The 24,643-nt window shown below is 35.3% G+C and carries 22 protein-coding genes and 1 pseudogene; 6 read left to right on the top strand and 17 right to left on the bottom strand.

The genetic code is table 11. From position 1 onward, the window contains the following. Positions 1-318 precede the first annotated feature (318 nt). Positions 319-2,871 (bottom strand): S-layer homology domain-containing protein, encoded by a 2,553-nt coding sequence (locus tag ACIQ7L_RS09585; RefSeq protein ID WP_483861803.1) that lies wholly within the window; start codon positions 2,869-2,871, stop codon positions 319-321. A 563-nt stretch (positions 2,872-3,434) separates the two neighbouring features. Further along, a complete protein-coding gene (locus ACIQ7L_RS09590) occupies positions 3,435-3,767 on the bottom strand; it encodes a hypothetical protein (protein WP_400568545.1) in 333 nt (110 codons plus the stop codon). A gap of 323 nt (positions 3,768-4,090) precedes the next feature. On the opposite strand from ACIQ7L_RS09590, the gene hpt reads away from it, so the two are divergent. Next, a complete protein-coding gene (hpt, locus tag ACIQ7L_RS09595; RefSeq protein WP_400568547.1) occupies positions 4,091-4,621 on the top strand; it encodes a hypoxanthine phosphoribosyltransferase in 531 nt (176 codons plus the stop codon). A gap of 274 nt (positions 4,622-4,895) precedes the next feature. On the opposite strand, the gene ACIQ7L_RS09600 is transcribed toward hpt, so the two are convergent. The 14 genes from ACIQ7L_RS09600 to ACIQ7L_RS09665 all read right to left on the bottom strand — a co-directional run bounded on the left by ACIQ7L_RS09600 (position 4,896) and on the right by ACIQ7L_RS09665 (position 17,189). After that, positions 4,896-5,474, bottom strand: coding sequence for a class I SAM-dependent methyltransferase (locus ACIQ7L_RS09600; protein ID WP_400568549.1), 579 nt, complete (start codon positions 5,472-5,474; stop codon positions 4,896-4,898). Between the two features lie 194 nt (positions 5,475-5,668). Next, complete coding sequence (locus ACIQ7L_RS09605; protein ID WP_400568551.1) at positions 5,669-7,618, bottom strand: ABC transporter permease; 1,950 nt, start codon at positions 7,616-7,618, stop codon at positions 5,669-5,671. Further along, positions 7,605-8,375, bottom strand: a complete 771-nt coding sequence (locus ACIQ7L_RS09610) for an ABC transporter ATP-binding protein (protein ID WP_400568552.1) — start codon at positions 8,373-8,375, stop codon at positions 7,605-7,607. The genes ACIQ7L_RS09605 and ACIQ7L_RS09610 overlap by 14 nt, the downstream gene beginning before the upstream one ends. 343 nt (positions 8,376-8,718) lie before the next feature. After that, on the bottom strand, positions 8,719-9,960 hold the full coding sequence (locus ACIQ7L_RS09615) for a sensor histidine kinase (RefSeq protein WP_400568554.1): 1,242 nt from the start codon (positions 9,958-9,960) through the stop codon (positions 8,719-8,721). Positions 9,961-10,000: 40 nt separating this feature from the next. Then, a complete protein-coding gene (locus ACIQ7L_RS09620) occupies positions 10,001-10,684 on the bottom strand; it encodes a response regulator transcription factor (protein WP_400568556.1) in 684 nt (227 codons plus the stop codon). A gap of 66 nt (positions 10,685-10,750) precedes the next feature. After that, positions 10,751-11,275, bottom strand: a complete 525-nt coding sequence (locus tag ACIQ7L_RS09625) for a ferric reductase-like transmembrane domain-containing protein (RefSeq protein ID WP_400568558.1) — start codon at positions 11,273-11,275, stop codon at positions 10,751-10,753. After that, positions 11,275-12,201, bottom strand: coding sequence for an FAD:protein FMN transferase (locus ACIQ7L_RS09630; RefSeq protein ID WP_400568560.1), 927 nt, complete (start codon positions 12,199-12,201; stop codon positions 11,275-11,277). The genes ACIQ7L_RS09625 and ACIQ7L_RS09630 overlap by 1 nt, the downstream gene beginning before the upstream one ends. Before the next feature lie 2 nt (positions 12,202-12,203). Then, positions 12,204-12,527, bottom strand: coding sequence for a hypothetical protein (locus ACIQ7L_RS09635; protein WP_400568562.1), 324 nt, complete (start codon positions 12,525-12,527; stop codon positions 12,204-12,206). Further along, the gene (locus ACIQ7L_RS09640) at positions 12,520-13,158 is read right to left on the bottom strand and encodes a copper amine oxidase N-terminal domain-containing protein (RefSeq protein WP_400568564.1); all 639 of its coding nucleotides are present in this window, start codon (positions 13,156-13,158) and stop codon (positions 12,520-12,522) included. Before ACIQ7L_RS09640 ends, ACIQ7L_RS09635 begins: the two co-directional genes overlap by 8 nt. A 249-nt stretch (positions 13,159-13,407) precedes the next feature. Next, positions 13,408-14,982, bottom strand: a complete 1,575-nt coding sequence (locus tag ACIQ7L_RS09645; RefSeq protein ID WP_400568565.1) for an ABC transporter permease — start codon at positions 14,980-14,982, stop codon at positions 13,408-13,410. Further along, positions 14,972-15,688: an ABC transporter ATP-binding protein gene (locus tag ACIQ7L_RS09650; RefSeq protein WP_400568567.1), complete on the bottom strand. Its 717-nt coding sequence runs from the start codon at positions 15,686-15,688 to the stop codon at positions 14,972-14,974. The genes ACIQ7L_RS09645 and ACIQ7L_RS09650 overlap by 11 nt, the downstream gene beginning before the upstream one ends. A gap of 84 nt (positions 15,689-15,772) precedes the next feature. Further along, on the bottom strand, positions 15,773-16,096 hold the full coding sequence (locus tag ACIQ7L_RS09655) for a DUF1648 domain-containing protein (protein ID WP_400568569.1): 324 nt from the start codon (positions 16,094-16,096) through the stop codon (positions 15,773-15,775). Between the two features lie 188 nt (positions 16,097-16,284). Continuing rightward, positions 16,285-16,920, bottom strand: coding sequence for an SdpI family protein (locus ACIQ7L_RS09660; RefSeq protein ID WP_400568571.1), 636 nt, complete (start codon positions 16,918-16,920; stop codon positions 16,285-16,287). Beyond that, positions 16,917-17,189 carry an autorepressor SdpR family transcription factor gene (locus ACIQ7L_RS09665; RefSeq protein WP_001070537.1) on the bottom strand — a complete coding sequence of 91 codons (273 nt, stop codon included), beginning with the start codon at positions 17,187-17,189 and terminating at the stop codon, positions 16,917-16,919. The genes ACIQ7L_RS09660 and ACIQ7L_RS09665 overlap by 4 nt, the downstream gene beginning before the upstream one ends. A 203-nt stretch (positions 17,190-17,392) precedes the next feature. Here ACIQ7L_RS09665 and ACIQ7L_RS09670 point away from each other — a divergent pair, with 203 nt between their 5' ends. The 5 genes from ACIQ7L_RS09670 to ACIQ7L_RS09690 all read left to right on the top strand — a co-directional run bounded on the left by ACIQ7L_RS09670 (position 17,393) and on the right by ACIQ7L_RS09690 (position 24,171). After that, complete coding sequence (locus ACIQ7L_RS09670; RefSeq protein ID WP_400568573.1) at positions 17,393-18,088, top strand: response regulator transcription factor; 696 nt, start codon at positions 17,393-17,395, stop codon at positions 18,086-18,088. A gap of 2 nt (positions 18,089-18,090) precedes the next feature. Continuing rightward, on the top strand, positions 18,091-19,101 hold the full coding sequence (locus ACIQ7L_RS09675) for a sensor histidine kinase (RefSeq protein ID WP_400568574.1): 1,011 nt from the start codon (positions 18,091-18,093) through the stop codon (positions 19,099-19,101). 258 nt (positions 19,102-19,359) lie between these two features. After that, entirely contained in the window at positions 19,360-21,330 is a 1,971-nt protein-coding gene (locus ACIQ7L_RS09680; RefSeq protein ID WP_400568576.1) for an FtsX-like permease family protein, read from the top strand. A gap of 133 nt (positions 21,331-21,463) precedes the next feature. After that, entirely contained in the window at positions 21,464-22,216 is a 753-nt protein-coding gene (locus tag ACIQ7L_RS09685; RefSeq protein WP_400568578.1) for an ABC transporter ATP-binding protein, read from the top strand. Then, positions 22,213-24,171: an FtsX-like permease family protein gene (locus ACIQ7L_RS09690; protein WP_400568580.1), complete on the top strand. Its 1,959-nt coding sequence runs from the start codon at positions 22,213-22,215 to the stop codon at positions 24,169-24,171. The genes ACIQ7L_RS09685 and ACIQ7L_RS09690 overlap by 4 nt, the downstream gene beginning before the upstream one ends. Positions 24,172-24,358: 187 nt before the next feature. On the opposite strand, the pseudogene ACIQ7L_RS09695 reads toward ACIQ7L_RS09690, so the two are convergent. Further along, positions 24,359-24,481 (bottom strand): annotated as a pseudogene (locus ACIQ7L_RS09695) (YjcZ family sporulation protein); the annotation flags it as partial. Positions 24,482-24,643: the final 162 nt, after the last annotated feature.

Here is a 24,643-nt window from a genome sequence, read left to right on the forward strand (position 1 = left end):
TCTCCTAAAGGGGGTTTTTCCACAAAAACAAATTAATCTATCTAATATGATTAATTAATAACCACGCTCATGATTTGATCCGCTGAACTTGTATCCAGACACTATTATTTTTTTCCATTATATATATCCATTTTGACTTTCCAACATATAAGTCAAGGCTATGAAGAACAAAAGGTGATCGCTACTTATTTTCTCTCTTTGTTTTCACTTGGCATGGGGCAGGAAAAGGATCTGACCGCTTCTATGTATGGCCGGATTCTCTCTCCCACCTGAAAAGAAAGGTTTTATGTCGATTTTCCAATTTGTACTTATATATATTTAATCGATACTTAAAGATTTTTTCCCCATTTGATTATAAATGCTTACAAACCAGTCCTTACTCGCTCTTACATTCTTCGTTCCGTAGAATGGGTCATTATAATACACATAATTATCATCTACTCCTGTTAGAACTACAGCATGTGTATTCATTCTTGCATAAATTGTTTTCCCTTCTGGCGTTGTCCATGTTATCGTTTCTCTCGGATTATTTAACGCGACTGTAACCCAAGTAACGACAGGTTTTCCATTTCGTACATAGTTTTCTAAAACAGAAAAATCGTTTCCTGTTAAATTTGTTCCTCGTGCATATTTATCTAATAATTGTTTCAATGGTTCAGGATTAATTGAATACCCTGGTGTGTTTCCAGTTACATCTCCAACAAACCCTACATCCGGATCTCCCCAAACTTGAAATTTTCCATTATACTTCTGTAATCGTGTTGTATCAAATGGCATTTCAAATGCAAATATCACTTTATTTAATGAACGACCAATATAATGTTCTACTAACATTTGTAAAGAAACAACTTCACAGCCATTATTCAGCTCTGGAAATTGATAAAGTGAAGGTACATTTAAGATGACTTGATTGCTATTCACATAGCTTGCATTTACCCACTTAGGTCCATTATCTGTCTGAATCTGAATCCAACCGCCTTCTCCTTCCTCATATACCTCTACTGTTTGAGGGCCATACTTTCCTGATACCCTAGAAGAAAAATTAGGATTATCATACGCAAAAAACACTCTAGATAAATCTCTTGTTTCTCTTTTTGTATCCAACCATTGATATCCTGCATACGTACGTATACGAATCCATGTTCCTTGTTCTTCTATAACCGTTACCGTTTGCGGTCCATAGTTATCTAAAATAACCCCAGACCGAGAAGGAGTATTATATGTGATAAAATTTCTATCTATATATGCTCTTTTTTCATTAAGCAGTACCCATTTAAGTCCCAGGCCTGTACCAATTCGAGCCCAGCCACCTTCTCTTTCTTCATATACTGTTACTGGCTGTGGTTCATACTCATACGCAATACCTGATGATAACGATGGCTCATTATATGTGATAAAACTTCTATTTATATCTATTTTCCTTTCATTTAAGCAGACCCATTTAAGCCCCAAACCTGTACCAATTCGAATCCAGCCACCTTCTCTTTCCTCATACACAGTTACTGGTTGTGGTTCATACTCATATGCAATGCCTGATGATAATGATGGACCATTATATGTGAAAAACTTTTTATCTATGTTAATTTTCTTTTCATTTAAACAAACCCACTTAAATCCCAGCCCTGTATAAATTCGAATCCAGCCACCTTCTCTTTCTTCATATACTGTTACTGGCTGTGGTTCATACTCATACGCAATACCTGATGATAACGACGGGCCATTATATGTAAAAAAGCTTTTATCCATATTGATTTTTTTTAGTTTCACTTCTTTATCTTTAGATGTATCAGTCATCGCAACAAATTGAGCTGCCTCTGCACGAGTTACTGATTTATCTGGTTTCCAATTATTGTCGATACCATTTGAAATGCCGAGTCCTACTAAAATATTAGCGTACCTTTCACCCCAATGTCCTTTCAAATCAGTGAATAGTGTTGGTAATTCCCCACTAATTTTTGCATCTAATTGATATGCTTGAACTAACATGGATGCCATAGCTGCCCTTGTTATTTCCCCAGATGGATTAAAGTTACCATTTCCTTCCCCTTTAATAACACCAGCTTTTTCAACCGCTGCAATATACGGAGTTGCCCAATGATTTTGAGAATCTTTAAAAGATGGTTTCTCCTCTGGATGAATTTCTAATCCTAAAATCTTAGCCATGATTGTCGCTGCCGATGCTCTGTCCAATACTAAATTAGGCGAAAAATTACCATCTGGCATTCCCGTGAGTACATTTTTATTTACTAGATAGTTAACAGACTCCTGTGCCCATTCTGGAACATCTGGAAACGTTCGTGGCGATGCCTGCATATTTTCTTCTTGATTATGCTGCTGTTGTTTTAATTCCGCTTCTTTCTTTTGCACATCTTCCTGTTGCTTTAATTCAGCTAGCTTCTGCTCTAGTTCTTCTTGTTGTTTCTTTAATTCATCTTGCTTTTTTTGTAGTTCCCCCTCCTGCTTTTTCATTTCTTCACGTTTCTTTTGTTCTTCTTTTTGTTCTAATTCATTTTGATCCGTTTCTTCTTGATTCTGTATAACCTTTTCATCATTTATTTTTCCCTTCGGTTCTAATTCATCCTTTTTCTTTTGCAGCTCTTCTTGTTGTTTCTTTAATTCGTTTATTTTCTTTTGGATTTCTTCTTGTTGTTGCTTATATTCACCTTGTTCATTTCTATCCTTTTGTTTCAATAACTCTTCTTGTTGTTTTTTTAAATCATCTAGCTTAACAAATAACTCTTTCTCTTGTGTAAGAATATATTGTTGCTTTTGTAGTTCTACTTTCTCTTTCTTTATATCTTCTAATTTCTTTTGTAACTCATTTTGCTTGTTAACAATATCGTCTAACATTTCATTATGTACAACGTCCATACTTTGTTTTGTTTTATTTTCAATTTCTGCTAGAGAAATAGAGGGAAATGTTAATAGATTTGCTGCTAAAATACTTGCTGCCGCAATTGCACTATATTTCTTCAAAGCCTTCACACACTTTCTTTTGTTTTTTTGATTTATTGCTAATCACTTCACTATGAGAGAATTGATAAAAATCGTTTTCCCGTTTAAATCCTGCCTTCTCCTCTATTCTTTTCTTCTAATGACTTTTTGCCTGACTTTAATCCTTGTATTTCATTTTTTAGTTACTGGGTTTCTTCAAAATGCTTATCCAATAACTTGTTATATTCTGCTTAAGATACACCACCTTTTTCACTTGCACCCGAACTGCCTTTTGTTACGAATAATATTAATGATTACAATTGCTATCCCAATTAAAGTGCCAATAATCTTCTTTTTATCCATTCATAAATCTTCAAAATGTAAAATTCCTCAACAATCATAACAAATGCAGCTGCTTCGATTTGTCATATTTTGTCGGTAAACATAAATAAAAAAGCATTGTAGATTTTCTCTACAATGCTTTTTAAGTGTCTCAGTGTCTAATTGTTACTTTCCTGTGATTTCAGAATAGGAGAGTCCGAAGCGGTAACTAACTGTCTTGTCTCAGTTTTCTTTAAGTGATTTATGACGTTACACTTACGATGTTGAAAGGCCCATGCTTTAATCGGGTTTGTGAAGATGATTCTTTGCTCTTTATTAGGGGTCTCTTCTTCAAATTTACAACTTTCGCTCCATTTGCACCATTTCATTGTAAACTGTGAAGAAAAATGATCGTCTTCTCGATCAAACAAGTGCGAAAGGCTCATCTCTTCATCTAGTATCACGGTGTTACTAGTTAATAAGCAAGCAAAGGTCGTCCAACGTCTCTCCATTCCCTCCTACTCCTTTTCACATGTAGTGCCTAAAGTTTACTTTACCTAAAATGTATTTGCCTTTTTCTTTACACTTATAAGTTTATCCAAAAAACTACTACTCAACTATCGATTTATCTTACAAATTACCTTACACTTTTGTAAGAAATGAAAAAACCTCCATTTTTATAAATGTAACACTTGAGTACTGTTTCTTTTTCATGATTCCCACCCTTTATGGGAGCGTTTTCTACACTTTACTTTCCTACTATCTTTTTTGACTTTTCTCCCACTATCCTTTACAGTCGAAATGTTGACAAGTTTTACATCGTAGGAGGATTATAATGAAAATCGAAATAAAAGACACTTTAATCTCTGAAGAAGCATTGCAAGCAAAGGTTAAAGAACTAGCACTTCAAATTGAGCGTGATTTTGAAGGAGAAGAACTCGTTGTTATTGCTGTATTGAAAGGTTCTTTCGTATTTGCGGCTGATTTAATTCGTCACATTAAAAATGAAGTAACAATCGATTTCATCTCTGCATCTAGCTATGGTAACCAAACAGAAACAACTGGAAAAGTGAAATTATTAAAAGATATCGATGTAAATATTACAGATAAAAACGTAATTGTTGTAGAAGACATTATCGATTCTGGCTTAACACTTCACTTCTTAAAAGACCACTTCTTTATGCATAAGCCAAAAATACTAAAGTTCTGTACATTACTTGATAAACCAGAACGTCGTAAAGTCGATTTAAAAGCAGAATATGTAGGCTTCCAAATTCCAGATGAGTTTATCGTTGGCTACGGCATTGACTGTGCAGAAAAATATCGTAACTTACCATACATCGCTTCAGTTGTAACAGAAAAATAAACCATATATAACTTCCATCAAATTTTGATGGAAGTTTATTCATATCATCCACTGCTCATTACAATCATTTCATAAAGTGAAACTTTAATCAGTGGTGGTTTTCTTCATCCCCAACTGATTATTAGCCCTCACCAATCGGGCTTTTACGGGCAGTTTATCTCCCACCTCACTTCTTTACTTTTACCTAATTTTGAGGTGGGGGTAGTACTGCCCGCGAATAGCGGGATAAATTTGCATACCTATAATCCCAAGCCACCATAAAGTGAAACTTCTATTACACGTATACCCTCCCAGCCTTTTTTCTACAACTAAATACATAAGCTGGCGGAAAATTAAACCAAACCCTTTTCAATAAAATTTCTGGGAAAAAGGTTTGGATAAACCCTTTTTTTACAAGCGAATATTGGAATGTGATAAACTCACCATTCTCTTGTAATGCCTCCATCACATTATTTAAAATTCGTAACGATACTTCTTGTGGTAATGAAGTAAACGGTAACCCCGATAATACATAATCAACCTTCTCTATTTGTAATGCCTTTATATATTTCTTTATGTTTTCAGCTGATCCATGTATAACCAAAACATTTGGATCATCCGTGAACTGCTCCTGTAACTTTTTGAAAAAAACTTCATTAATTTCAATTAGAATAAATATTGTATGCTCTTTTTTTCTTTTTATAATTTCTCTTGTGAATGCTCCTGTTCCAGGTCCTAATTCTACAATGTACTGCGCTTCCTCAAAATTGATCGCATCGACCATTTTTTTCGCTAATATGTGAGAACTAGGTGCGATAGCCCCAGTTTTTTTCGGATGTTTAATAAATTCGGTTAAAAACGTAATAAGTTTCATCTAACCTCTCTCCGTTCATTCGGTATTGTCTAATACGCCTCCAAATATAACTATTATTTTTTAAGAAATATCATGGAATTTTTTTAATATTTTATGAAGAAATGTAAAAAAGCTTTGTGCATTTACACAAAGCTTTTTCTCTATTTGCGAATAAATAAAACAGCTATTGCTCATCACAATAGCTGCTGCTTTCATTACTTCGCACTCACGATCTTATAATAAGAACGAACTGTTAAGAAGTAATATCCAATATAAATCACGCTATACACACCGATACTCATGAATAATGGAATTAGGATTTCATATGGCATTAACGTTGATAAACCTTTTAATGCAAATAAACTGTGACAAATCCCTACTACTAATGGAATTGCAAAGATAAAGCTTACTTGTTTTGCAATTGCCTTTTTCATTTCTCGTTTTGTAACTCCGACTTTGCGAAGTACAATGTATCGATCACGGTCTGCATTCGCTTCTGTTAATTGCTTGAAGTAAATGATAGAACCTGTTGCTAGTAAAAAGACTAAACCTAAGAACAGACCGATAAACATCATTAATCCTGTTGCTTCCAACATACTGTGGAAACCAGTGTGAAAATCATTGAAAGGTAATGCAACTTCTGACTCTCCGATTGGCATCACTTTCTTTAATTTCTCTGTCAGCACTTTACTATTTTTTTCATCTTTTACATCAATATTTTTAACAATACGTGTCTCGGCTACTGCTTTTGCACTGTTATATGCTTCATCTGGTACAACGACGAATAATTCACCTAAGTTCGTTATATTACGCCCTTCAGCACCTTGAATCGTTAATGCTTCCGCCCTATTTCCAATTGGGAATACCGCTTTATTCCCTTTATATACCGTACTAAATTCATGGCCTTCCATATACATGCCATCATATACAAAAGCTTCATCGGTAGCTAGACTTACCTCATCTATATCCATTTTCTTTGCCAATTTATTAAATGCTGATTGCGATACAAGCTGATATTTTTCAGTAACTAAATAATTCGTATTCATCCCCATATCTGCTTTTTCGCCTTCAAACTTACCTTTCACAGGAACCATTTCTATTTCGAATTGGTTCGTTACGGGATGATTTTCCTTCTCTTCATCTAAAATTGCATTTACTTTATTATCAAGTGCCGCATCCTTTTTCTCATAAGAATAACTGTGCGGCGCATAATCTTTCGTTTGTTTAAATGTATTGTAATACATCGTTACAGATGTACCAACCGCTGTTAATGTTACCGCACTTAATACGGCAATTGTTGCTAATGACTTTGCATTTCCTTTAATACGGTACAACAGCTGCGACGTTGTTACCATGTTCATTCCATTATAGAATGACGACTTCTTGTTTCTTGCTCTTTTTAAAACGAATACTGTAAAGAACATAAACAATAAATACGTGCCAAGTACTGTTGCAAGTAAAATATAAAATGCAACCATCATAAAGTCAGCATATTTAGCGGCCTTCATAAATGTTAGTGATAAGAAATAACCAGAACCAATTAAGAATACTGAAATTAATGCCATAATAAAAGAACCTTTTGGCATCGCTTCTCCTTCACGCTCTGCACGGAAAAGTTCGATTAATTTAAAGCGATAAATTAATCGATATCCTTGAAGTGATGTATACAATATAATTACGAAGAAAATGATTACTGTATCAATAATTGCGGATATTGGCACTTCAAAATGAACATGTAAGTTTAATCCCATCATGCTTATTAACAATTCAAGGAATAACTTCGAAAGTACACTACCAATTGCAATCCCAATTACTAATGATATGAATCCCATTAGCATATTTTCATAAAATAACATTTTCCCAATTTGTCTTTTACGAATTCCTAGTAATGAATATAATCCAACCTCTTTTTTACGCTTACGTGTAAAGAAGCCGTTAGAATATATAATAAATACCGCTACGAAAATAATAAGCATCACACTTGATACTTGGAAGGCTCCACTAATTTTCTTAGAACCTTCTGCTGCTTTTTCCATTTGTGAGTTATACTCTAGCGCCTTAAATGTAAAATAAATAACGATGCTAAAGATCATAGATGCAAAATATAAAAAGTAATCCTTAAAATTCCGCTGTATGTTGCGGAGGGCAATGCTAGATAACGTCATCCATTGCACCTCCGGAAATTGCGGACATTACGTCGACTACTTGTTGGAAAAATTGTTTGCGAGTTAATTCCCCGCGGTGTAATTCTTTATATAACTCGCCATCTTTAATGAAGATAACACGTTTACAATAACTTGCGGCAAATGCATCATGCGTTACCATTAAAATTGTTGAGTTATCATATTCATTTAATGACTTCATACTTTCTAATAAATCTGTTGCTGATTTTGAATCAAGAGCTCCTGTTGGCTCGTCTCCAAAAATCATACTTGGATTTGTAACGATTGCACGTGATGCTGCGCAGCGCTGCTTCTGGCCGCCTGACACTTGATATGGAAATTGACTTAAAATATGATCAATACCGAACTTCTTCGCTATTTCAAGAACACGGCGATCAATTTCACTTGTTTTCACTTTTGATAGTGCAAGTGGCAAGGCAATATTCTCTTTCACCGTTAGTGTATCTAATAAGTTATAATCTTGGAAAATGAATCCTAAATGATCACGGCGGAATAATGCCAATTTATCATCATTCATTTTCACAATGTCTTTTCCATCAATTAAGATTTCACCGCTCGTTGCATGATCAATTGTAGAAAGAACATTTAAAAGTGTTGTTTTACCAGATCCAGAAGGTCCCATAATTCCAACGAACTCACCTTCTTGAACTTGTAAGTTAATGCCTTTTAATGCTTCAAATTTATTTCCGCCTGTATCATATACTTTTTTAATATTTTTCGCTTCTAATACTGTTTTCATCTCTATATCCCTCTCTTCATCTATTCTCTATTTTTACTATATCTAACTTCCACTCTTGCCACTATCGATGTTTCTTACACAAACATGACAGTTATGTAAGGCCATTTAGTAGAAGAAACTTAAACTTAAACTTAAACTTAACTTTATGAAATAACCACTTTGTTACTATAGCATTGGGATAACATACCATCTATTCATTCTCCTTACATGAATATTACATTTCTGTAAGGTAAAAAAAATCGGTGCTGATGATTCAGCACCGATTTCCTTGCGAAAGAGTAATACAATTGTTACAGCGATACACAGGAATAGTATTCTTTTTCATCATCTTGATTTTCCCTCATCATTCTTTAATAGGTAATTGTACTTGAAACGTGGTTCCTCTACCTACTTCACTTTCTACATGAATTGTTCCACCGTGTGACTCGGCAATCCATTTTGCTATCGACAAACCGATGCCATTGCTGCCTAAATCCCTTGATCTTGCTTTATCTATCAGATAAAACCGATCAAAAATACGTGGCAATTGCTCTTTTTGGATGCCTATTCCTGTATCCTCTACGATCATTTCTACTATTTTTCCTTTTTGATGAACTTTTAAATAGACAGAGCCGCCTTGTTTGTTGTATTTTACAGCGTTATCTATCAAAATGTATAGCAATTGTGTAATTCTTTCTTTATCTCCTATAACAGGACATGACGAAGATGTTACAAGAACAATCGTTATTTCTCTTTGATCGGCCAATAGTTGAAAAGAACGGACTAGCTGTTCTAACACTGTATACAAATTAAAGGAAGTCAACCGAATGTCTAATATTCCTGAATCCGAACGAGCAATCGTCAATAAATCCGCTACCAACTTCGTCATTCTTTTCACTTCATCTTTCATATCATGAAAAATTTGCTGTGAAAAAGGGGATAATCGTTCTTTCTCCTCGACCTCAATCACTTCTAATGACGATTGCATAATCGACAGTGGCGTCCGCAGTTCATGAGATGCATCACTGACAAATTCTTTCTGACGTTGAAAGGAATGCAAAATTGGAATCATCGCTTTTCCAGCCATGAAGTAACCAAGCCATAAGGATAAGATAAGGAACAAGATGGAAAGACAAGACAATACTAAGAGAAATTGATCCAAGACTTGTTGTTGAGCTGTTACATTCGTTCCTGCAATGATGGTTCCAAAATGCTTACCTTGCTCTTCAACAGAAAGACCAGCAAATAAAATGTCTTTTTTAGTACCAGTTTGGTCTACTATCATCTCCTTGCGCACTTCCACATGACGAGGCTTCCACTCTTTCATTTCATCACCTAAAGCAGCTGTTACGTACGGTAAACTGTTATCGGCATCCATGATTTGTCCATCTTTCGAAAGAATATAATAAAATGTTTGCATATCTGTATAAGGGTGTTTGTCTCTTTCATTGTCGTTATCTATATAATTTTGCTGATTTAGTAAATCGTTCTTATGTTCTGCCCATTCTTCCTTGACGAGCTGTATCACTGCCTCCCGCTGATATTTAATGATGGAAGATGATACAAGCATATATGCAATGAAAATAAAAGAAAGCAGAAAAATCATCATTAACCCCGTAAATAAAATGGTTAAACGCCGCCTTGTTTTAAAAAACATGATGCTTTACCAGTCTGTAGCCTACTCCGCGGATATTATGAATGAGACGCCCTCCTTCAGGATCCTCCACCTTTTTTCTCAATAACCGAACGAGTGCATCGAGATTATTATCTGACACATCAGTCTCAATTCCCCATATTTTATCCAATAATACATCCCGCGGTAATATTTGTTCAGGATTCGACATTAAAATGTTGAGCAGTTGATATTCTTTTGGTGATAATTGAATTTCCTGCTCTTTGCGGCAAACTTTATGATTCACACGGTCTAGTGTGAGTTCACCAACTTTCAATACATTATCTATAAAGGGGATGTTCCCTCTTCGTTCTAAGGCTCGAACTCTCGCAAATAACTCTTCAAACTGAAATGGCTTCACAATATAATCATCCGCCCCTGCATCTAGTCCTTCTACTCGGTCTACTACATCATCTTTTGCTGTTAGCATTAAAATCAGTCCCTGAAAATGATTATTCCGTAGTTGTTTGCATACATCGATTCCGCTGACCTTTGGCATCATCCAATCAAGAAGTACCAAGTCATATAGAGTAGAAGATATATAATCAAGCGCACTAGCCCCATCTGTTACCCACTCGACAGTATGCTTTTCCTTACCCAACATATGAACAATTAAACGACCAAGCTTTTTGTCATCTTCTGCTAATAAAATATACATAATTCCAACATCTTCCTTTTTACTTTTATTTTACACACAAGTAGGTAGAAAAAAGAAAGAGATTTATTATATTTCATTGAATATTCTAATTATGAATAGCGCAACTACCACTACGAAAGTAGCTGAATAAAAAATTACCATCCATAATGCACCTGTATCCGTTCCAATCATGACTCCATGAATGAAAGCGAGTAAATATCCAGGAATAGTAAGATAATGAATCGCTCGCCACCACTTCCTTCCTATTTTTTTCATGACATCTGAGGAGATAAAAAGAAACAACAGTATATACAACGCAATCGTTCCTGCTCCAGATGCGATTGTTTTGTAATTGGACGTAAATGGAATAACAATTTCACTTAGAGTATATGAAACATACTGATCAAACAACAGCATGAGCGCATGAAAAAGAGCGAAAAGTAAGCTGAACCAGCCAGCCGTTTGATGAATGATTAATAGCATCGGTCGCCCCGTTTTCGTAGCTATTTTTCCTTTATACATTAATCCAGCTACATTTGAGATGAACAATAGCAAATAGGCTGTGATCCCTGTTGACCGTATCCACTCCCACGTCGAATATAAGGTTCCCATTAAAACATCATCTTCTTCGTATACCGTTTAATCGTAGCACTAACTTTCACTTTTCCGTTTTCATCAATAATGACGGCTGCAGCGTGAGGAAAGTGCTCCAGCATCCATGGAATTCCTTCATGAAAGGAAAGAATGCATAATACTTTAGCAATCACTTCTGATTCAGCTGTACTTTTTGCAAAGACTGTTGCCTGTATAACATCACTTTCGGCCTGTAAACCGGTCTGCCCATCTAATAAATGATGACGGACGAAAGAACCTTGCTTCCATGATCGATGTTTTTTATTAGAAGTAGCCATGCACCCTTGCAAAAAATAAAATTGAGCAATATCTCTCTCTTCTTTTTCTGGATCGGCAATCCCTACGACTTTCTCCTGATTCCCCCAAACGGTGAGATCGCCTCCTGCATTGAGAATTCCGTTTACAACCCCTTCCTGCCTCATCAATCTTGCACCTCTATCAACCACCCAGCCCTTTCCAATCCCTCCTAAGTCAATTTTTTCTGAAGTTTGTTTCACGATTGTACTTGCATGATGGTCAAACTGGAAGAAATTGAAATCTCCCTTTCCTATGTCATTGTCTACAGTGCTCTCAACATCTGTTATTTGATCAAAAGATCGGTCATATCCCATTCGTTCCATTCTTCTCGCCATTAAGGGATTGAAATAATAATCCGTCATTTCAGCATAACGAACGGCTTCTTTCAGAACATCAAAAAGAATGGGGCTCACTTTAATTTTTGCACCGATCGGAGCACGATTGACCATTGCTAACTCATTAAAATTGAGAAAACGCGAACAAATAGATTCACATGCCAAAAAGCATTCTTTTAATTTTCTGCTCCAACTGCTATTCCAAGGGGCATCTCCCTTAACCTGTACTTCGGTGTTCATAGCTCGAAAGGAAAATGAATATTCACCATCCATCGTTAAGACCTCCTTGTACGAGTTTCCGCCTGCTGTTTCCTATTATTTTTACCTTTTGGAGTCAATGTGGCCGCTGTATTAGAGGTATCTATTTCCCAATTTCCTTCTTCCCAATCTAAAGTAGAAAGCCATTGTTCTCTCTCGGTCTTTTCTGTTTCTTTTAATTCCTTAATATTGGATATGGAATAGTTGTCTCTTCTCGTATTTACTGAAGGATCTTCCTTTTGATTAGTCGAATTTTCCTCTTGTACAACATTTAAGAAAACCACAAGAGAACTGATACTACCAATCCCTACTACCCATTTCAACCATTTTTGTTTAGCCATTTTGATTCACCCTTGCCTTCAGCAAAATCGTCTGATTTTCATTCCATGTTATATCCCACCCTAAAGCATTCGCTATAACACTAACCGGTACGTATATTTGGCTATTGTATGTAATAGCAGCCGTTGGCATCGGCGTTTTATACATATCTTCATACACAGCCCGTGAGCCTTCTTTAAAAATCAAATGCTTTTTCTGCTGAATAACCTCAACTGCAGAGATTCGGCGGTATTCATAAACCTCGGCTCCTAAATAAGCAGCTACTTCTTGTACGGGGACAAGTATTTGTCCCTGATAGGGCAACACCTCTAACAAACATTCTTTTTCATTCTCTTTTTGCATCCTTATTTGTTGCTGAGTCGTTATAGGACTTTGTTCGTAAGCAATACTAAGAGCAGATAATTTTGACCATGTATGCCAAACTTCTTTCTGTGTATTTACTGTTTGTTTTTCATTCTTTTCATAGCCTTCCTCCGATTCATGACCTTCCTTTTTCTTGTATTTCTCATGTTTCTCGTGTTTTTCATGGTCCTTCCCATCATGCTTATCGTCATCCGCATAGCTTCCTTGTTGAGGTGTGAATATAAAAACAAAGAGCAACAAAAACGTTAGTAATTTATTGTTCCTTTTCATATTTCTCTCTCCTCTACCTTATCGATAACTTGAATATAAAAAATGAAACTGAAAATAAAATGAAAAGCCGTTCTTCCAAATGGAAAAACGGCTTTTCGTTTCTTTTATAAAGTGAAACTTTAATCAGTGGGGGTTTTCTTCATCCCCCACCTTACTTCTTTGCTTTCACCTAATTTTGAGGTGGGAGTATTACTGCCCGCGAATAGCGGGATACATTTGAATTTGGAGACAGCTTTTTACACTAACGTTTCACTTTATACTTCTTTTAGATTCATTGTTATACAATACTGCGGTCATAATCGAAATCATTACCACAACTACAAAAGTAAACACCCTATAGTTTGATATCACAGCAGTACCTACTAGCAAAGCAGGAATACCGGCCATAATCATACCTCCAAACATGCCAAGAACAGCTCCCACACTTTGTTTCACCACTTGTGTTTCGGAAACCCAGTCGTAATAAGCAAATCGATTATTAATAAAAATACCCCATACTGCTGAAAAAAATGAATATGTGATGGGAGTTATTATGATTAAAATGGAAGTCCAAATATCCGGCTTTAAACCTATTATCATCAGTATAGCGCTAATAATTGATGCCGGAATGCTTAGTGAAAGATTCATTAAAATTTTACTATCATAAATCATTTTAGGGGTAAGGGGTAGTGACTTGATAATCCATACGTTTTTCCCCTCTAACGATAATGAAACACAAGTTGTACATGTCATGGAAATCATCGCTGAAATAGCAAACGGTGCAATTTTTTGGAGAATTGTTTCAATCCCTGGATATCCGATTAATTGGCTTGGTCCTACTACAACTACTGCAAGTGAGAAAATGACTGCTATGACAACTCCCATACCAATGTTTATCACATATACTGTAGAAGAAAAGAAACGCTTTAATTCTTTTTTATATAATGCAATCAATACTGTTTCTTTCTTCATACGATTGATCTTGTAATCCGAACGCATATGATACGTAGAAATGCCTGTGTTAATTTGCTTATATTTAAGAGCGAGTATTTTCACAAAAAGATAATACCAAATAACAGATATGCCAACAAAAAGGATGAAAGCCCCTATATTCGCATCGACAATTGCTTTTTGAAAAATGGTAGCTAACGGATACACTTTAGCTAATCCCTCTGAAACAGTTGCCCCAATCCCTTCTAAATCAGTAAAGCTATATTTCGTATTTCCTTGCTTGAACATAAAGTAGCCAAAAATGATGATTGCTATAAAGCTTAAAATGGTGGTGATTCTATTTGCATATCTAAATTTAGAGGCTATCGCTGTAATACATGCTCCAAAAACTGCCGCAATTGTTGTTGGAATTAAAGATACTGTAAACAGCGTTATAAACCACATCAAGTAGAAAGAAGCTGATGGCTTCTCATATATACAATAAACAACGCCCATCGGCAGCATGATGATCATTGAAAAGACCGTATTTAATACGTACAAATACAAAAATCTACTAGCAATAATCTTATCTACACGAATCGGTAAGGACATAACAAAATCATAATCCTTAAAAGCGAAAATCTCACCATTCGCCTTAAACATCGTGAAAACTAAAACTAATATGCTGCTAATCACAAATGCATAAACCGGAATGACTTCACCTATCCCAAGTTTGATCAATCCATATGCCGCGCTTCCACAATACAGTATCAACATAACAGCCACTACTGCAATTGAGACTGAAATTAAAATTTTGTTCTGCTTCTTTTTCTTATCTTTTTCATATTTAAAAGTATTGAGGCCAAGCTGCGTTATTAGACGAATTTTTAAAAGAGCTAGCGTATTACTTCTCATCGGCAAGCACCTTCATAAAGAGCTCTTCTAATGAGTTTTCCTTTATTAAAGACTTTACTTCCCCTGAGATTGCTAGTTTCCCTTTATGAATCATCGCTATCTTATTACATAACTTTTCTGCTACATCTAATACATGAGTAGAAAAGAAAATCGCACTGCCTGATTCGCAAAGTTCCTTCATAATCCCCTTAAGTACAATAGCCGCCTTTGGATCAAGTCCAACAAAAGGTTCATCTAAAACTAATAATTTCGGATAATGCAAAACTGCTGATATAATCGCCACTTTTTGTTTCATACCGTGTGAGTAGGAAGATATTAAATCTCCCAAATATGGCGTAATCTCAAAAGCATCCCCATATTTTTGTATCCGTTCCTCTCTGTCTTTTGCAGACACTCCAAAAACATCAGCAACAAAGTTCAAATATTGAATTCCTGTTAATTGCTCATATAAATCTGGATTATCAGGAATATATGCCATTACTTTCTTACACGTAATCGGGTCTTTTTTTACTGAATGTCCATCAATAAAAATTTCGCCCTCTTCGAAATCTATAACACCTACTAGCGACTTAATCGTTGTACTTTTCCCCGCACCGTTATGTCCGATAAATCCAAAAATATCTCCTGCTTGAACAGTAAGATTCAAATCATCTACCGCTTTTTTGCCACCTTTGTATGTCTTACTAAAATTTATGATTTCTAACATATTCTCTCCCCCCAAACGATTAAAAATCGTATCGAATCAACTGAATGTATTTTAGTTGCATAATCAGTCGTTCACATTGAAACATCACTTAGAAATGAATAGGCATATCGGAATAATGATTAACGATAATACAGGAATTGACCATTTTTTTAATACTTGCTCTGTTTTCGGTATATTTTTTTGAGAATAATTGATTGTAAAATGAACGATCACATTGGTAACAAGCATAAGCAGTGGCACTCCAAAAACTACTATATTTTTACTTGCATAATGATCAGCGGCACCTGTAGCACTCCAATGAATAGGCATTTGTTCTGGCAAATCACTATATAAAGCAATTGATAATATCATTGGCACTAAACAAACTAACGAGCTTATGATACACGTTACATCCATTTTCTTTTTCATCATCTTTTCTCCATTCCATCATTATTTTTGATACTTAATAAAAAAACATTAGGATTACACCACGATAATACAGAATATTCAGACTTATATTGTTGCATTTCACTCAGTGAGGTTTTTCCTTTTCCTCACTGAGCATTATTATTAAAATATATAACTAATAACTAACTATCCAGAATACGAATACTCGCTTATATCCCCATTTCTTTTTTATAAACAAAATAAGAATACAGCATCGTTAATGCTACCGCTCCTATAATAATTCCAAGCATCAAAAATGATTTCAAAGCTGCTGGCGCAAAAATGCTTATAATCATCATAAGCCCTACTACAACAAATACTTTTCCGCTAAAACGATGTGTTTTCCGCCATACTTCTTCATTACTCAATGTCCAAGCATTCCGAATCCCAATAAAGAAATTTGGTTTACATTGTGGTAAATAGTTGCCGATTACTAAAAATAAAATACCTACAATTATATTTGGTGCACTATTCATTGGAATTTTGTAGCCTAATGCCGTTGCAAGCACAAGGATATTCACCAAAAATAAAACAAATAATATACTGTAACTTATCATTGTAAAACTCTTAGAAAATTTATCATAATTCGTTTTCCTTGGATCCACCTTTGGAATAACGATTAGTAATCCATAACTAACAATCATAATACCTAGTGTCAAAAGCATTGCATTAAACTTTGTAGCAAATCCATTTGCTTCTTCACCGCTCCAGTGAATTGCCATTGTCTCTGGTAGATGTGGCCAAGAAACCGCCCATGCTACACATGTTATAAAAATTAGTATAATTGCAAAAAGATGTTTTTTCATTTCCCCTCTCCCCCTTTATTCGTAAACGTAAACACCCAAGTTAATAAATCTTGAAAAACAGTGGTGTTTAAGGAATACACAACAAATTGCCCTTTTTTTTCATCTTGAATGAGCTCAGCGTTTTTAAGCGCATTTAAATGATGCGAAATACTCGGTTTTGTCATATTGAACTGTTCGGCAATTTCACCAGCCGTTAAATCGCCCTCTTTTAATAAGTCTAAAATCTTTCGCCTTGTTGGGTCTGCTAATGCTTTAAATGCTTGATTCAATGTCTTTCTTCCTTTCACCAATTAGACATTTAGATATTTATCTAAATGTTAAAATAAAAACTACAAATTGTCAATTATATACACAGCCCTTTTTACTTTTTCACTTTTGACCTATACTGTTTACTAGCGCTCGCTGCAACATAATGAAAAGACAGAAAACACATGGTACACTATAACTACAATTGTTTTTAGGAGGAATACATATGTATAAAATTTTAATCGTTGAAGACGATCCAAATATCTCATCTTTACTACAATCTCATATTCAAAAGTACGGTTACGATGCAGTTGTTGCCGAAAACTTTGATGATATTATGGAATCATTTAACGCGGTGAAACCACATCTTGTATTACTTGATGTCAACTTACCGAAATTCGATGGTTTCTACTGGTGCCGTCAAATTCGTCATGAATCTACTTGTCCAATTGTTTTCATTTCTGCTCGCGCGGGTGATATGGAGCAAATTATGGCGATTGAGAGCGGCGCGGATGATTATATTACAAAACCATTCCATTATGATGTTGTCATGGCGAAAATTAAAGGCCAATTACGCCGCATTTATGGTGATTATGCACCAAATATTTCAGAGCGTATTGTTGAAGTGGAAGGTTTAAAATTATTCCCTGAACGACCAGAAATCCATTTTGGCACTGAGCAAGTTCTTCTAACAAAGAAAGAAGCAATCTTAGCTGAAATGCTTGTATCTAAATTCCCACGTACAGCGAGCCGTGAAGATTTATTAGCTGCACTTTGGGATGACGAAAGCTTCGTTGAAGAAAATACACTAAACGTAAACATTACACGCCTTCGTAAGAAATTTAATGAGCTTGGTATTGAAAATGCAATTGAAACTGTACGCGGATTAGGGTATCGTTTAAACGCAACTTGGAGTGAATAAGCATGAAGTTATTTTTACGTGATCATTTTGCGTTTTTTTTATTGTATGCATTAAACTTCGGTATCATTTTTATTCTATATGATGCGGTAGATGGATTCCAAAACAACAAATTCTACTTTATTGTATTAAGTTTATATTTATTTATTTGCTTCCTCGCTTATCGTTATGTTCGTAATCGTAGAATGTACCACAGATTAAGTGAGCCACCAGAGAAAATGGAGGATGCGTTTATTGAAAGAGCAACTGCCCCTATGCCGCACGGTGTAAATGAGCTTGTTCGTACGCAATACCGTCTATTCCAAAAAGAACTGCAATCATATGAAGTAAAACAACAAGAACACCAATTGTTTATTAATCACTGGGTACATCAAATGAAAACGCCAGTTTCTATTATGCAGCTGATGGTACTAGAAATGGAAGATGAGCATCTCATTCCAAAGTTTAAGAAAGAACTAGAAAGATTAAATCAAGGACTTGATATGGCGTTATATATGGCAAGATTAAATAACTTCCATGAAGACTTCCATGTCGAGACCATTTCACTAAAGGATACTGTAACGAAAAATATTAATGGCTTAAAAGAACTCTTTATTCGTAGTGGCGTCTTCCCCGTTCTAGAAGTTCATTCCGACCTTATGGTTGCTTCTGATGCGAAGTGGCTTAAATTCATCATTTATCAATTAATGACGAATGCCGTTCGTTATTCTGGTGAGCGTGGAAAGAAAGTCTTCTTAGCTGCTTATCGTAACGGCAGAGATATTATTCTAGAAGTTCGTGATGAAGGCGTTGGGATTCCACAGGAAGATATTCGCAGAGTATTTGAACCATTTTATACAGGGAAAAATGGCCGTACATTTGGAGAATCTACTGGTATGGGACTTTATATTGTGAGTAAAATTTGTTCTTATTTAGGTCATTCCGTAAAGCTAGACTCTGAAGTAGGCAAAGGAACTAGCATTAAAATCATCTTCCATAACGCTGCAAACAACGAAGCGGATAAAGTGAAACTTTAATCAGTGGGGGTTTTCTTCATCCCCCACTGATTATTAGTTGAACCAATCGGGCATTTACGGGCAGTTTATCTCCCAACTACCTTCTTTGCTTTCGTCGAATTTTGAGTTGGGAGTATTACTGCCCGTTAATGCGGGATAACCAAGAAAAGGTGATATATGAATGAAAATAGCATATTTCAGCAAAATGTATGAGAGCTCATTCTCATACATTTTTTACAACATAACTACATCTTTCTCTTCTAGTTGGAGGTATACAGCATGACTTTTTGGCAGTTTGCATTTAAAAACGTAACGCGAAATTCCCGTGCTTATTTTGCCTACTTTTTAAGCAGTGCGTTTTCCATTGCGATTTTCTTTTCATTTGCGGTGTATTTATTTCATCCTCGGCTAAAAACTTTTAGTACAGTTGAGGGAATTACAGGGTTAATGATATTTTCGGAAGTGGTCATTGTGTGCTTTTCCTTTTTCTTTCTGTTTTATTCCATCGGCACTTTCTTAAAAGTTCGTAAAAAACAATTTGGAGTTTTAACCGTTTTAGGAATATCGAGAAAGCAATTGAAACGTCTTGTTTTTATGGAAAATATGTTGATTGGGATATTGTCCATCTTTGTTGGCATTCAACTTGGACTCGTATTCTCACAATTTTTCTTATTAGTAACAGGAAAAATCACACACGTTCCAGGATTGTATTTATATTGGCCTTCAGAAGCCATCATTTTAACAACAACAATCTTTCTTGGACTCTTTATCGTTGTTTCTTCTTTTACTCCTATGCTCATTCGTACACGAAAAGCAGTACGTCTTTTAAAAGAAGGAAAAATAACGCAAAAAGAACGAAAACCATCTATACTTATTTCTTTATTTGGTGCTCTCTGTTTGCTATCGGGATATATACTAGCCGGAAATCCAATGTTCTTTCTATCGTTAGGTCCAGACATAGCATCAATTTACATGTTTTCTAGTATTTTCGTCATTCCGTCACTTGTAGCAATTGGAACATACTTTTTCTTTTCACAAATTTGCTTCCTGCTCATTCGGATTTTGAAAACAAGACGAAAATTTTACATGAAGCGAATTAATATGTTGTGGATTTCAGATTTGGCAAGCCGTATTCGAACAAATATTAATATGCTTTTTATTGTAGCTATGCTATCTACTCTCGCTTTTACAATGATTACATTCATATACGGATTTGGGAAGTTTATAAAATTGGATGTAGCAAAAAATAATCCATTCCCATTTACCTATCTTTCATACGATGCGAATCCCATGACCACTCAACATATAGACTGGTTAGAACAGCAACTAAGCAAAGAAGGTTTTACATATAAAACGGTTAAAACCGATTTATATGCAGGGTCATTGAAAGCAGATGACGCGACTCCCTATGAAAAAGAAGTGTATATATTAAGGCAAAGTGACTATAACAAGCTTGCTACTGCTTTAAATCTCAAACACCTTTCTATAAAGGCGAATGAAACATACATACTCCCTGGATATGGATATCTAAACCTACTGGGTCCTATAGAGGAGCAGTTCGAACAAAAAAACGTTACACTTTCTCAAAATTCCTTTCCCTTACATGTAAAGGGATATGAAAATTTTAGCGTCATCCCAACTGGAATGACGTCTCAATTACTTATTTTATCTGATGATACCGTACGCTCCTTATCGAATAACATGAAACATATGACGCTTTATAATTTTCAAGTAAAAGACTGGGAAAAGGCACATGAAATCGCTGCAGAGTATCTTGATAAATTAGAAAAAGAGCGAAAAAGCATCCCATCTGAAGAACCTTTATATAGGATGTGGGAAGCGAGTGATACGCTATACCAAATTAAATTAGGTGCCGCTTCATTCTTCTTTATTGGTACTTTCCTTGGTGTCATTTTCTTCATTGGTGCCGGAAGTGTCCTTTACTTCCGTATGTATACGGACTTAACAAATGAACAAGAAAAATATATTACAATTACAAAAATTGGGTTAACAGAATCTGAAATGAAGCGATCCGCTACCATTCAGCTCGCGATCTTATTCTTCGTTCCATACATTATGGCTTCCATTCATACGATGTTTGCTACAAAAATGCTACAAGAAGTCATAAATGTATCATTATTTGCTGAAGTTACAGTTGTCCTTACGATTTTCGGAACGGTTGAAATTATCTTTTTCTTGTTAATTCGTTCCTTATATATGCAAAAGCTATCTCGGCATATTAGTCTTTAAAAAAAATATATACATCAATTAAAAAACCGACATAAAACCCCTCTTTTTAGACGGGAGAAAGCATCTGTCCATGCATAGCAGGGATTTAGATGTCGAAAAATGAAAATGGATTTATATAGAAAGGTGATTCTTTATGGAAGAAGTTTTACACATTAAAAATGTCTCTAAAGTGTATGAGGGCAAAGTCCCTCATACCGCTTTAAAAAATATTAATTTACATGTAGATAAAGGAGAATTTGTCGCAATTATGGGGCCTTCAGGAAGCGGTAAATCCACTTTCTTAAATGTAATTTCGACCATTGATTCTCCCACTGCGGGCGAAGTTTTTATTAATGGGAAACAGCCGCACACATTCCGCAGGGAAAAACTAGCCGTTTTCCGTCGCCAAGAATTAGGATTTGTCTTTCAAAACTTTAATCTACTAGATACATTAACAATTGGGGAAAATATTGTACTTCCATTAACATTAGATAATGTTCCATTAAAAGAAATGGATAAGAGATTAGATATTATTTCAAAGAAACTTGGAATTGATCACATTTTAGATAGACGAATTTTTGAGGTTTCTGGCGGTCAAGCACAGCGTACAGCCGTTGCCCGCGCTGTTGTTCATAACCCGTCTCTCTTGCTCGCTGATGAACCGACAGGGAATTTAGATTCTAAGGCAGCAATCGATGTCATGGAGCTATTTACAAAACTAAATAAAGAAGAACAAGCAACCATCTTAATGGTAACGCATGATCCATTCGCTGCTAGCTATTGCAATCGTGTTATTTTTATTAAAGATGGTGAACTTTACAATGAACTACACCGCGGATTATATCGTGAAAAATTTTACCAAGAAATATTAGATGTATTAGCACTGCTAGGGGGAAGACGCAGATGACGTTTTGGCAGTTTGCATTTAAAAACGTAACGCGAAACTCAAGGGCTTATTTTGCCTATTTTGTAAGCAGTGCGTTTTCTATTGCCATTTTCTTTTCATTTGCAGTGTATTTATTTCATCCTAAATTAAAAAACACAGGCTTAAATCACGCTCTTGACATCTTAATGACAATTTCCGAAGTTGTAATTGTAATCTTTTCATTGTTCTTTTTACTATATTCTATCGGTACTTTTTTAAAAGTACGAAAAAAACAGTTTGGGATTTTAACAGTATTAGGAATATCTCAAAAACAATTAAAACGCCTCGTATTTATGGAAAATATGTTAATTGGTGTTCTATCTATTTTTGTAGGTATTCAATTTGGACTTGTGTTTTCACAATTCTTTTTATTAGTTACTGCGAAAATTACTCATGTACCAGGCCTATATTTATATTGGCCAACAGGGGCCATCATTTTAACAATAACCATCTTTCTTGGTCTCTTTATCTTTGTATCATCTTTTACGCCTATGCTCATTCGAACAAGAAAGGCTGTACGTCTTTTAAAAGAAGGAAATATCAAACAAAAAGAAAAAAAACCATCTATACTCATTTCCTTGTTTGGTGCTCTATGCTTGCTATCCGGATATACATTAGCAGGGAATCCGAAATTTTTTATATCACTTGGTGATATTGTAGCCGTTCTATACGTTCTTTTTAGTATTTTCTTGATCCCATCACTTGTAGCAGTCGGAACGTACTTTTTCTTTTCTCAAATTAGTTTTTTACTCATTCGTATCTTAAAAAAGCGACGGAAATTTTATATGAAACGAATTAATATGCTCTGGATTTCAGATTTAGCAAGCCGCATTCGGACAAACATTAATATGCTCTTTATTGTGGCGATGTTATCCACTCTTGCATTTACAATGATTACCTTTTTGTATGGATTTGGGAAATTTACAAAATTTGATGTTGCACAGGAAAACCCATTCCCATTTACCTATCTCTCACACGATGAGAACACATTAGCTGCTGATCATCTAGACTGGTTAGAGCAGCGGCTAACCGAGGAACAATTTACATATAAAAAGTTCAAAGTAGACTTATACGAAGTATCAGGAGCAGAACAAAATTCATCTCCGTATTATGTCATCAAACAAAGCGACTATAATACACTTGCTACTGCGTTACAACGAGAAAATCTCTTTGTAAATAAGAATGAAACCTATGTATTTCTAGGACATTTAAATCAAGGTATCTTTGGTTCAATTGATGAGAATTCAAAACAAAAAACGATTACACTTACGCAAAATTCACTACAATTGCAAGTAAAAGGTTTCAAAAATTATAGCGTTACCCCATTTAGTTTAGTACCACAATTAATTGTACTATCTGATCAGGACGTATCTGCATTCCCAGCTAACACGAAACATATGACGCTGCACAATTTTCAAGTTCAGAATTGGGAAAAGGCACATGTAATCGGGGCAAAGTTTATGGAAAAAATCAGCAATGAAAGTAAAGCGTTTCAATCCGAACACCCTGCATTTCATGCTGCTGAAGCAAGCGATTCGCTCTATCAAGCAAAACTAAGTGTTGCTTCATTCTTCTTAATTGGAACGTTCCTTGGTATCATTTTCTTTATCGGTGCTGGAAGTGTCCTTTACTTCCGTATGTATACGGACTTAACAAATGAACAAGAAAAATATATTACGATTACAAAAATCGGTTTAACGGAATCCGAAATGAAGCAATCCGCTACCATTCAGCTCGCAATCTTATTCTTTGTGCCGTACATTATGGCTTCCATTCATACGATGTTTGCCACAAAAATGTTACAGGACGTCCTAGGACTATCGTTATTTGCTGAAATTACAGTAGTTCTTACGATTTTTGGGACAGTTGAAATTCTCTTTTTCTTATTAATCCGTTCACTATATATGCAAAAGCTATCGCAGCATATTAAGCTTTAAGAAATAGAAAGATGATTTTTTATGGAAGAAGTATTACACATTAAAAAATTATCGCAACACATCAAACTATGAATAAAATAGCCTTATGCGTCGTGCACAAGGCTATTTCCAATAGTTTTTGTTAGCAGCAGCCGTAACCGCCAAAGCCGCCTCCATATCCACCATATCCATAACCGCCGCCGTAACCGCAACCACCGCCGAAGCAGGCAGCACCGATGATAATCAGTAGAATGAACAATACAATTAGAAGCGCAAAGCCGCCGCCGCCAAAGCCATGATGGTCATGTCTAATATCACAATTTTCACTCATTACCCTATTCCTCCTTTAGTATCATTCGTAACAAGATCTTAATCTTGCTCTAAATGAGGGGATTCAATTTATATTATGTTTTAATGGCAAATCGGCAGCTTGTTTTTCAAAAAAACAGGCTTGTTTCCTTTAGAAGGCCACAATATAGTGAAGAAAAGGGAT

Origin of the sequence: Bacillus sp. NPDC094106, assembly GCF_044764345.1 — a bacterium.
Lineage (GTDB): Bacteria > Bacillota > Bacilli > Bacillales > Bacillaceae_G > Bacillus_A.

Coding starts and splice junctions, on each gene's coding strand:
- ACIQ7L_RS09635 (WP_400568562.1), bottom strand. CDS start 12,527: ATGGCTAAACAAAAATGGTTGAAATGGGTAGTAGGGATTGGTAGTATC.
- ACIQ7L_RS09600 (WP_400568549.1), bottom strand. CDS start 5,474: ATGAAACTTATTACGTTTTTAACCGAATTTATTAAACATCCGAAAAAA.
- ACIQ7L_RS09625 (WP_400568558.1), bottom strand. CDS start 11,275: ATGGGAACCTTATATTCGACGTGGGAGTGGATACGGTCAACAGGGATC.
- ACIQ7L_RS09610 (WP_400568552.1), bottom strand. CDS start 8,375: ATGAAAACAGTATTAGAAGCGAAAAATATTAAAAAAGTATATGATACA.
- ACIQ7L_RS09655 (WP_400568569.1), bottom strand. CDS start 16,096: ATGAAAAAGAAAATGGATGTAACGTGTATCATAAGCTCGTTAGTTTGT.
- ACIQ7L_RS09615 (WP_400568554.1), bottom strand. CDS start 9,960: ATGATTTTTCTGCTTTCTTTTATTTTCATTGCATATATGCTTGTATCA.
- ACIQ7L_RS09585 (WP_483861803.1), bottom strand. CDS start 2,871: ATGGACGTTGTACATAATGAAATGTTAGACGATATTGTTAACAAGCAA.
- ACIQ7L_RS09590 (WP_400568545.1), bottom strand. CDS start 3,767: ATGGAGAGACGTTGGACGACCTTTGCTTGCTTATTAACTAGTAACACC.
- ACIQ7L_RS09645 (WP_400568565.1), bottom strand. CDS start 14,982: ATGAGAAGTAATACGCTAGCTCTTTTAAAAATTCGTCTAATAACGCAG.
- ACIQ7L_RS09690 (WP_400568580.1), top strand. CDS start 22,213: ATGACGTTTTGGCAGTTTGCATTTAAAAACGTAACGCGAAACTCAAGG.
- ACIQ7L_RS09675 (WP_400568574.1), top strand. CDS start 18,091: ATGAAGTTATTTTTACGTGATCATTTTGCGTTTTTTTTATTGTATGCA.
- ACIQ7L_RS09685 (WP_400568578.1), top strand. CDS start 21,464: ATGGAAGAAGTTTTACACATTAAAAATGTCTCTAAAGTGTATGAGGGC.
- ACIQ7L_RS09650 (WP_400568567.1), bottom strand. CDS start 15,688: ATGTTAGAAATCATAAATTTTAGTAAGACATACAAAGGTGGCAAAAAA.
- ACIQ7L_RS09630 (WP_400568560.1), bottom strand. CDS start 12,201: ATGGATGGTGAATATTCATTTTCCTTTCGAGCTATGAACACCGAAGTA.
- ACIQ7L_RS09605 (WP_400568551.1), bottom strand. CDS start 7,618: ATGACGTTATCTAGCATTGCCCTCCGCAACATACAGCGGAATTTTAAG.
- ACIQ7L_RS09660 (WP_400568571.1), bottom strand. CDS start 16,920: ATGAAAAAACATCTTTTTGCAATTATACTAATTTTTATAACATGTGTA.
- ACIQ7L_RS09670 (WP_400568573.1), top strand. CDS start 17,393: ATGTATAAAATTTTAATCGTTGAAGACGATCCAAATATCTCATCTTTA.
- ACIQ7L_RS09680 (WP_400568576.1), top strand. CDS start 19,360: ATGACTTTTTGGCAGTTTGCATTTAAAAACGTAACGCGAAATTCCCGT.
- ACIQ7L_RS09620 (WP_400568556.1), bottom strand. CDS start 10,684: ATGTATATTTTATTAGCAGAAGATGACAAAAAGCTTGGTCGTTTAATT.
- hpt (WP_400568547.1), top strand. CDS start 4,091: ATGAAAATCGAAATAAAAGACACTTTAATCTCTGAAGAAGCATTGCAA.
- ACIQ7L_RS09640 (WP_400568564.1), bottom strand. CDS start 13,158: ATGAAAAGGAACAATAAATTACTAACGTTTTTGTTGCTCTTTGTTTTT.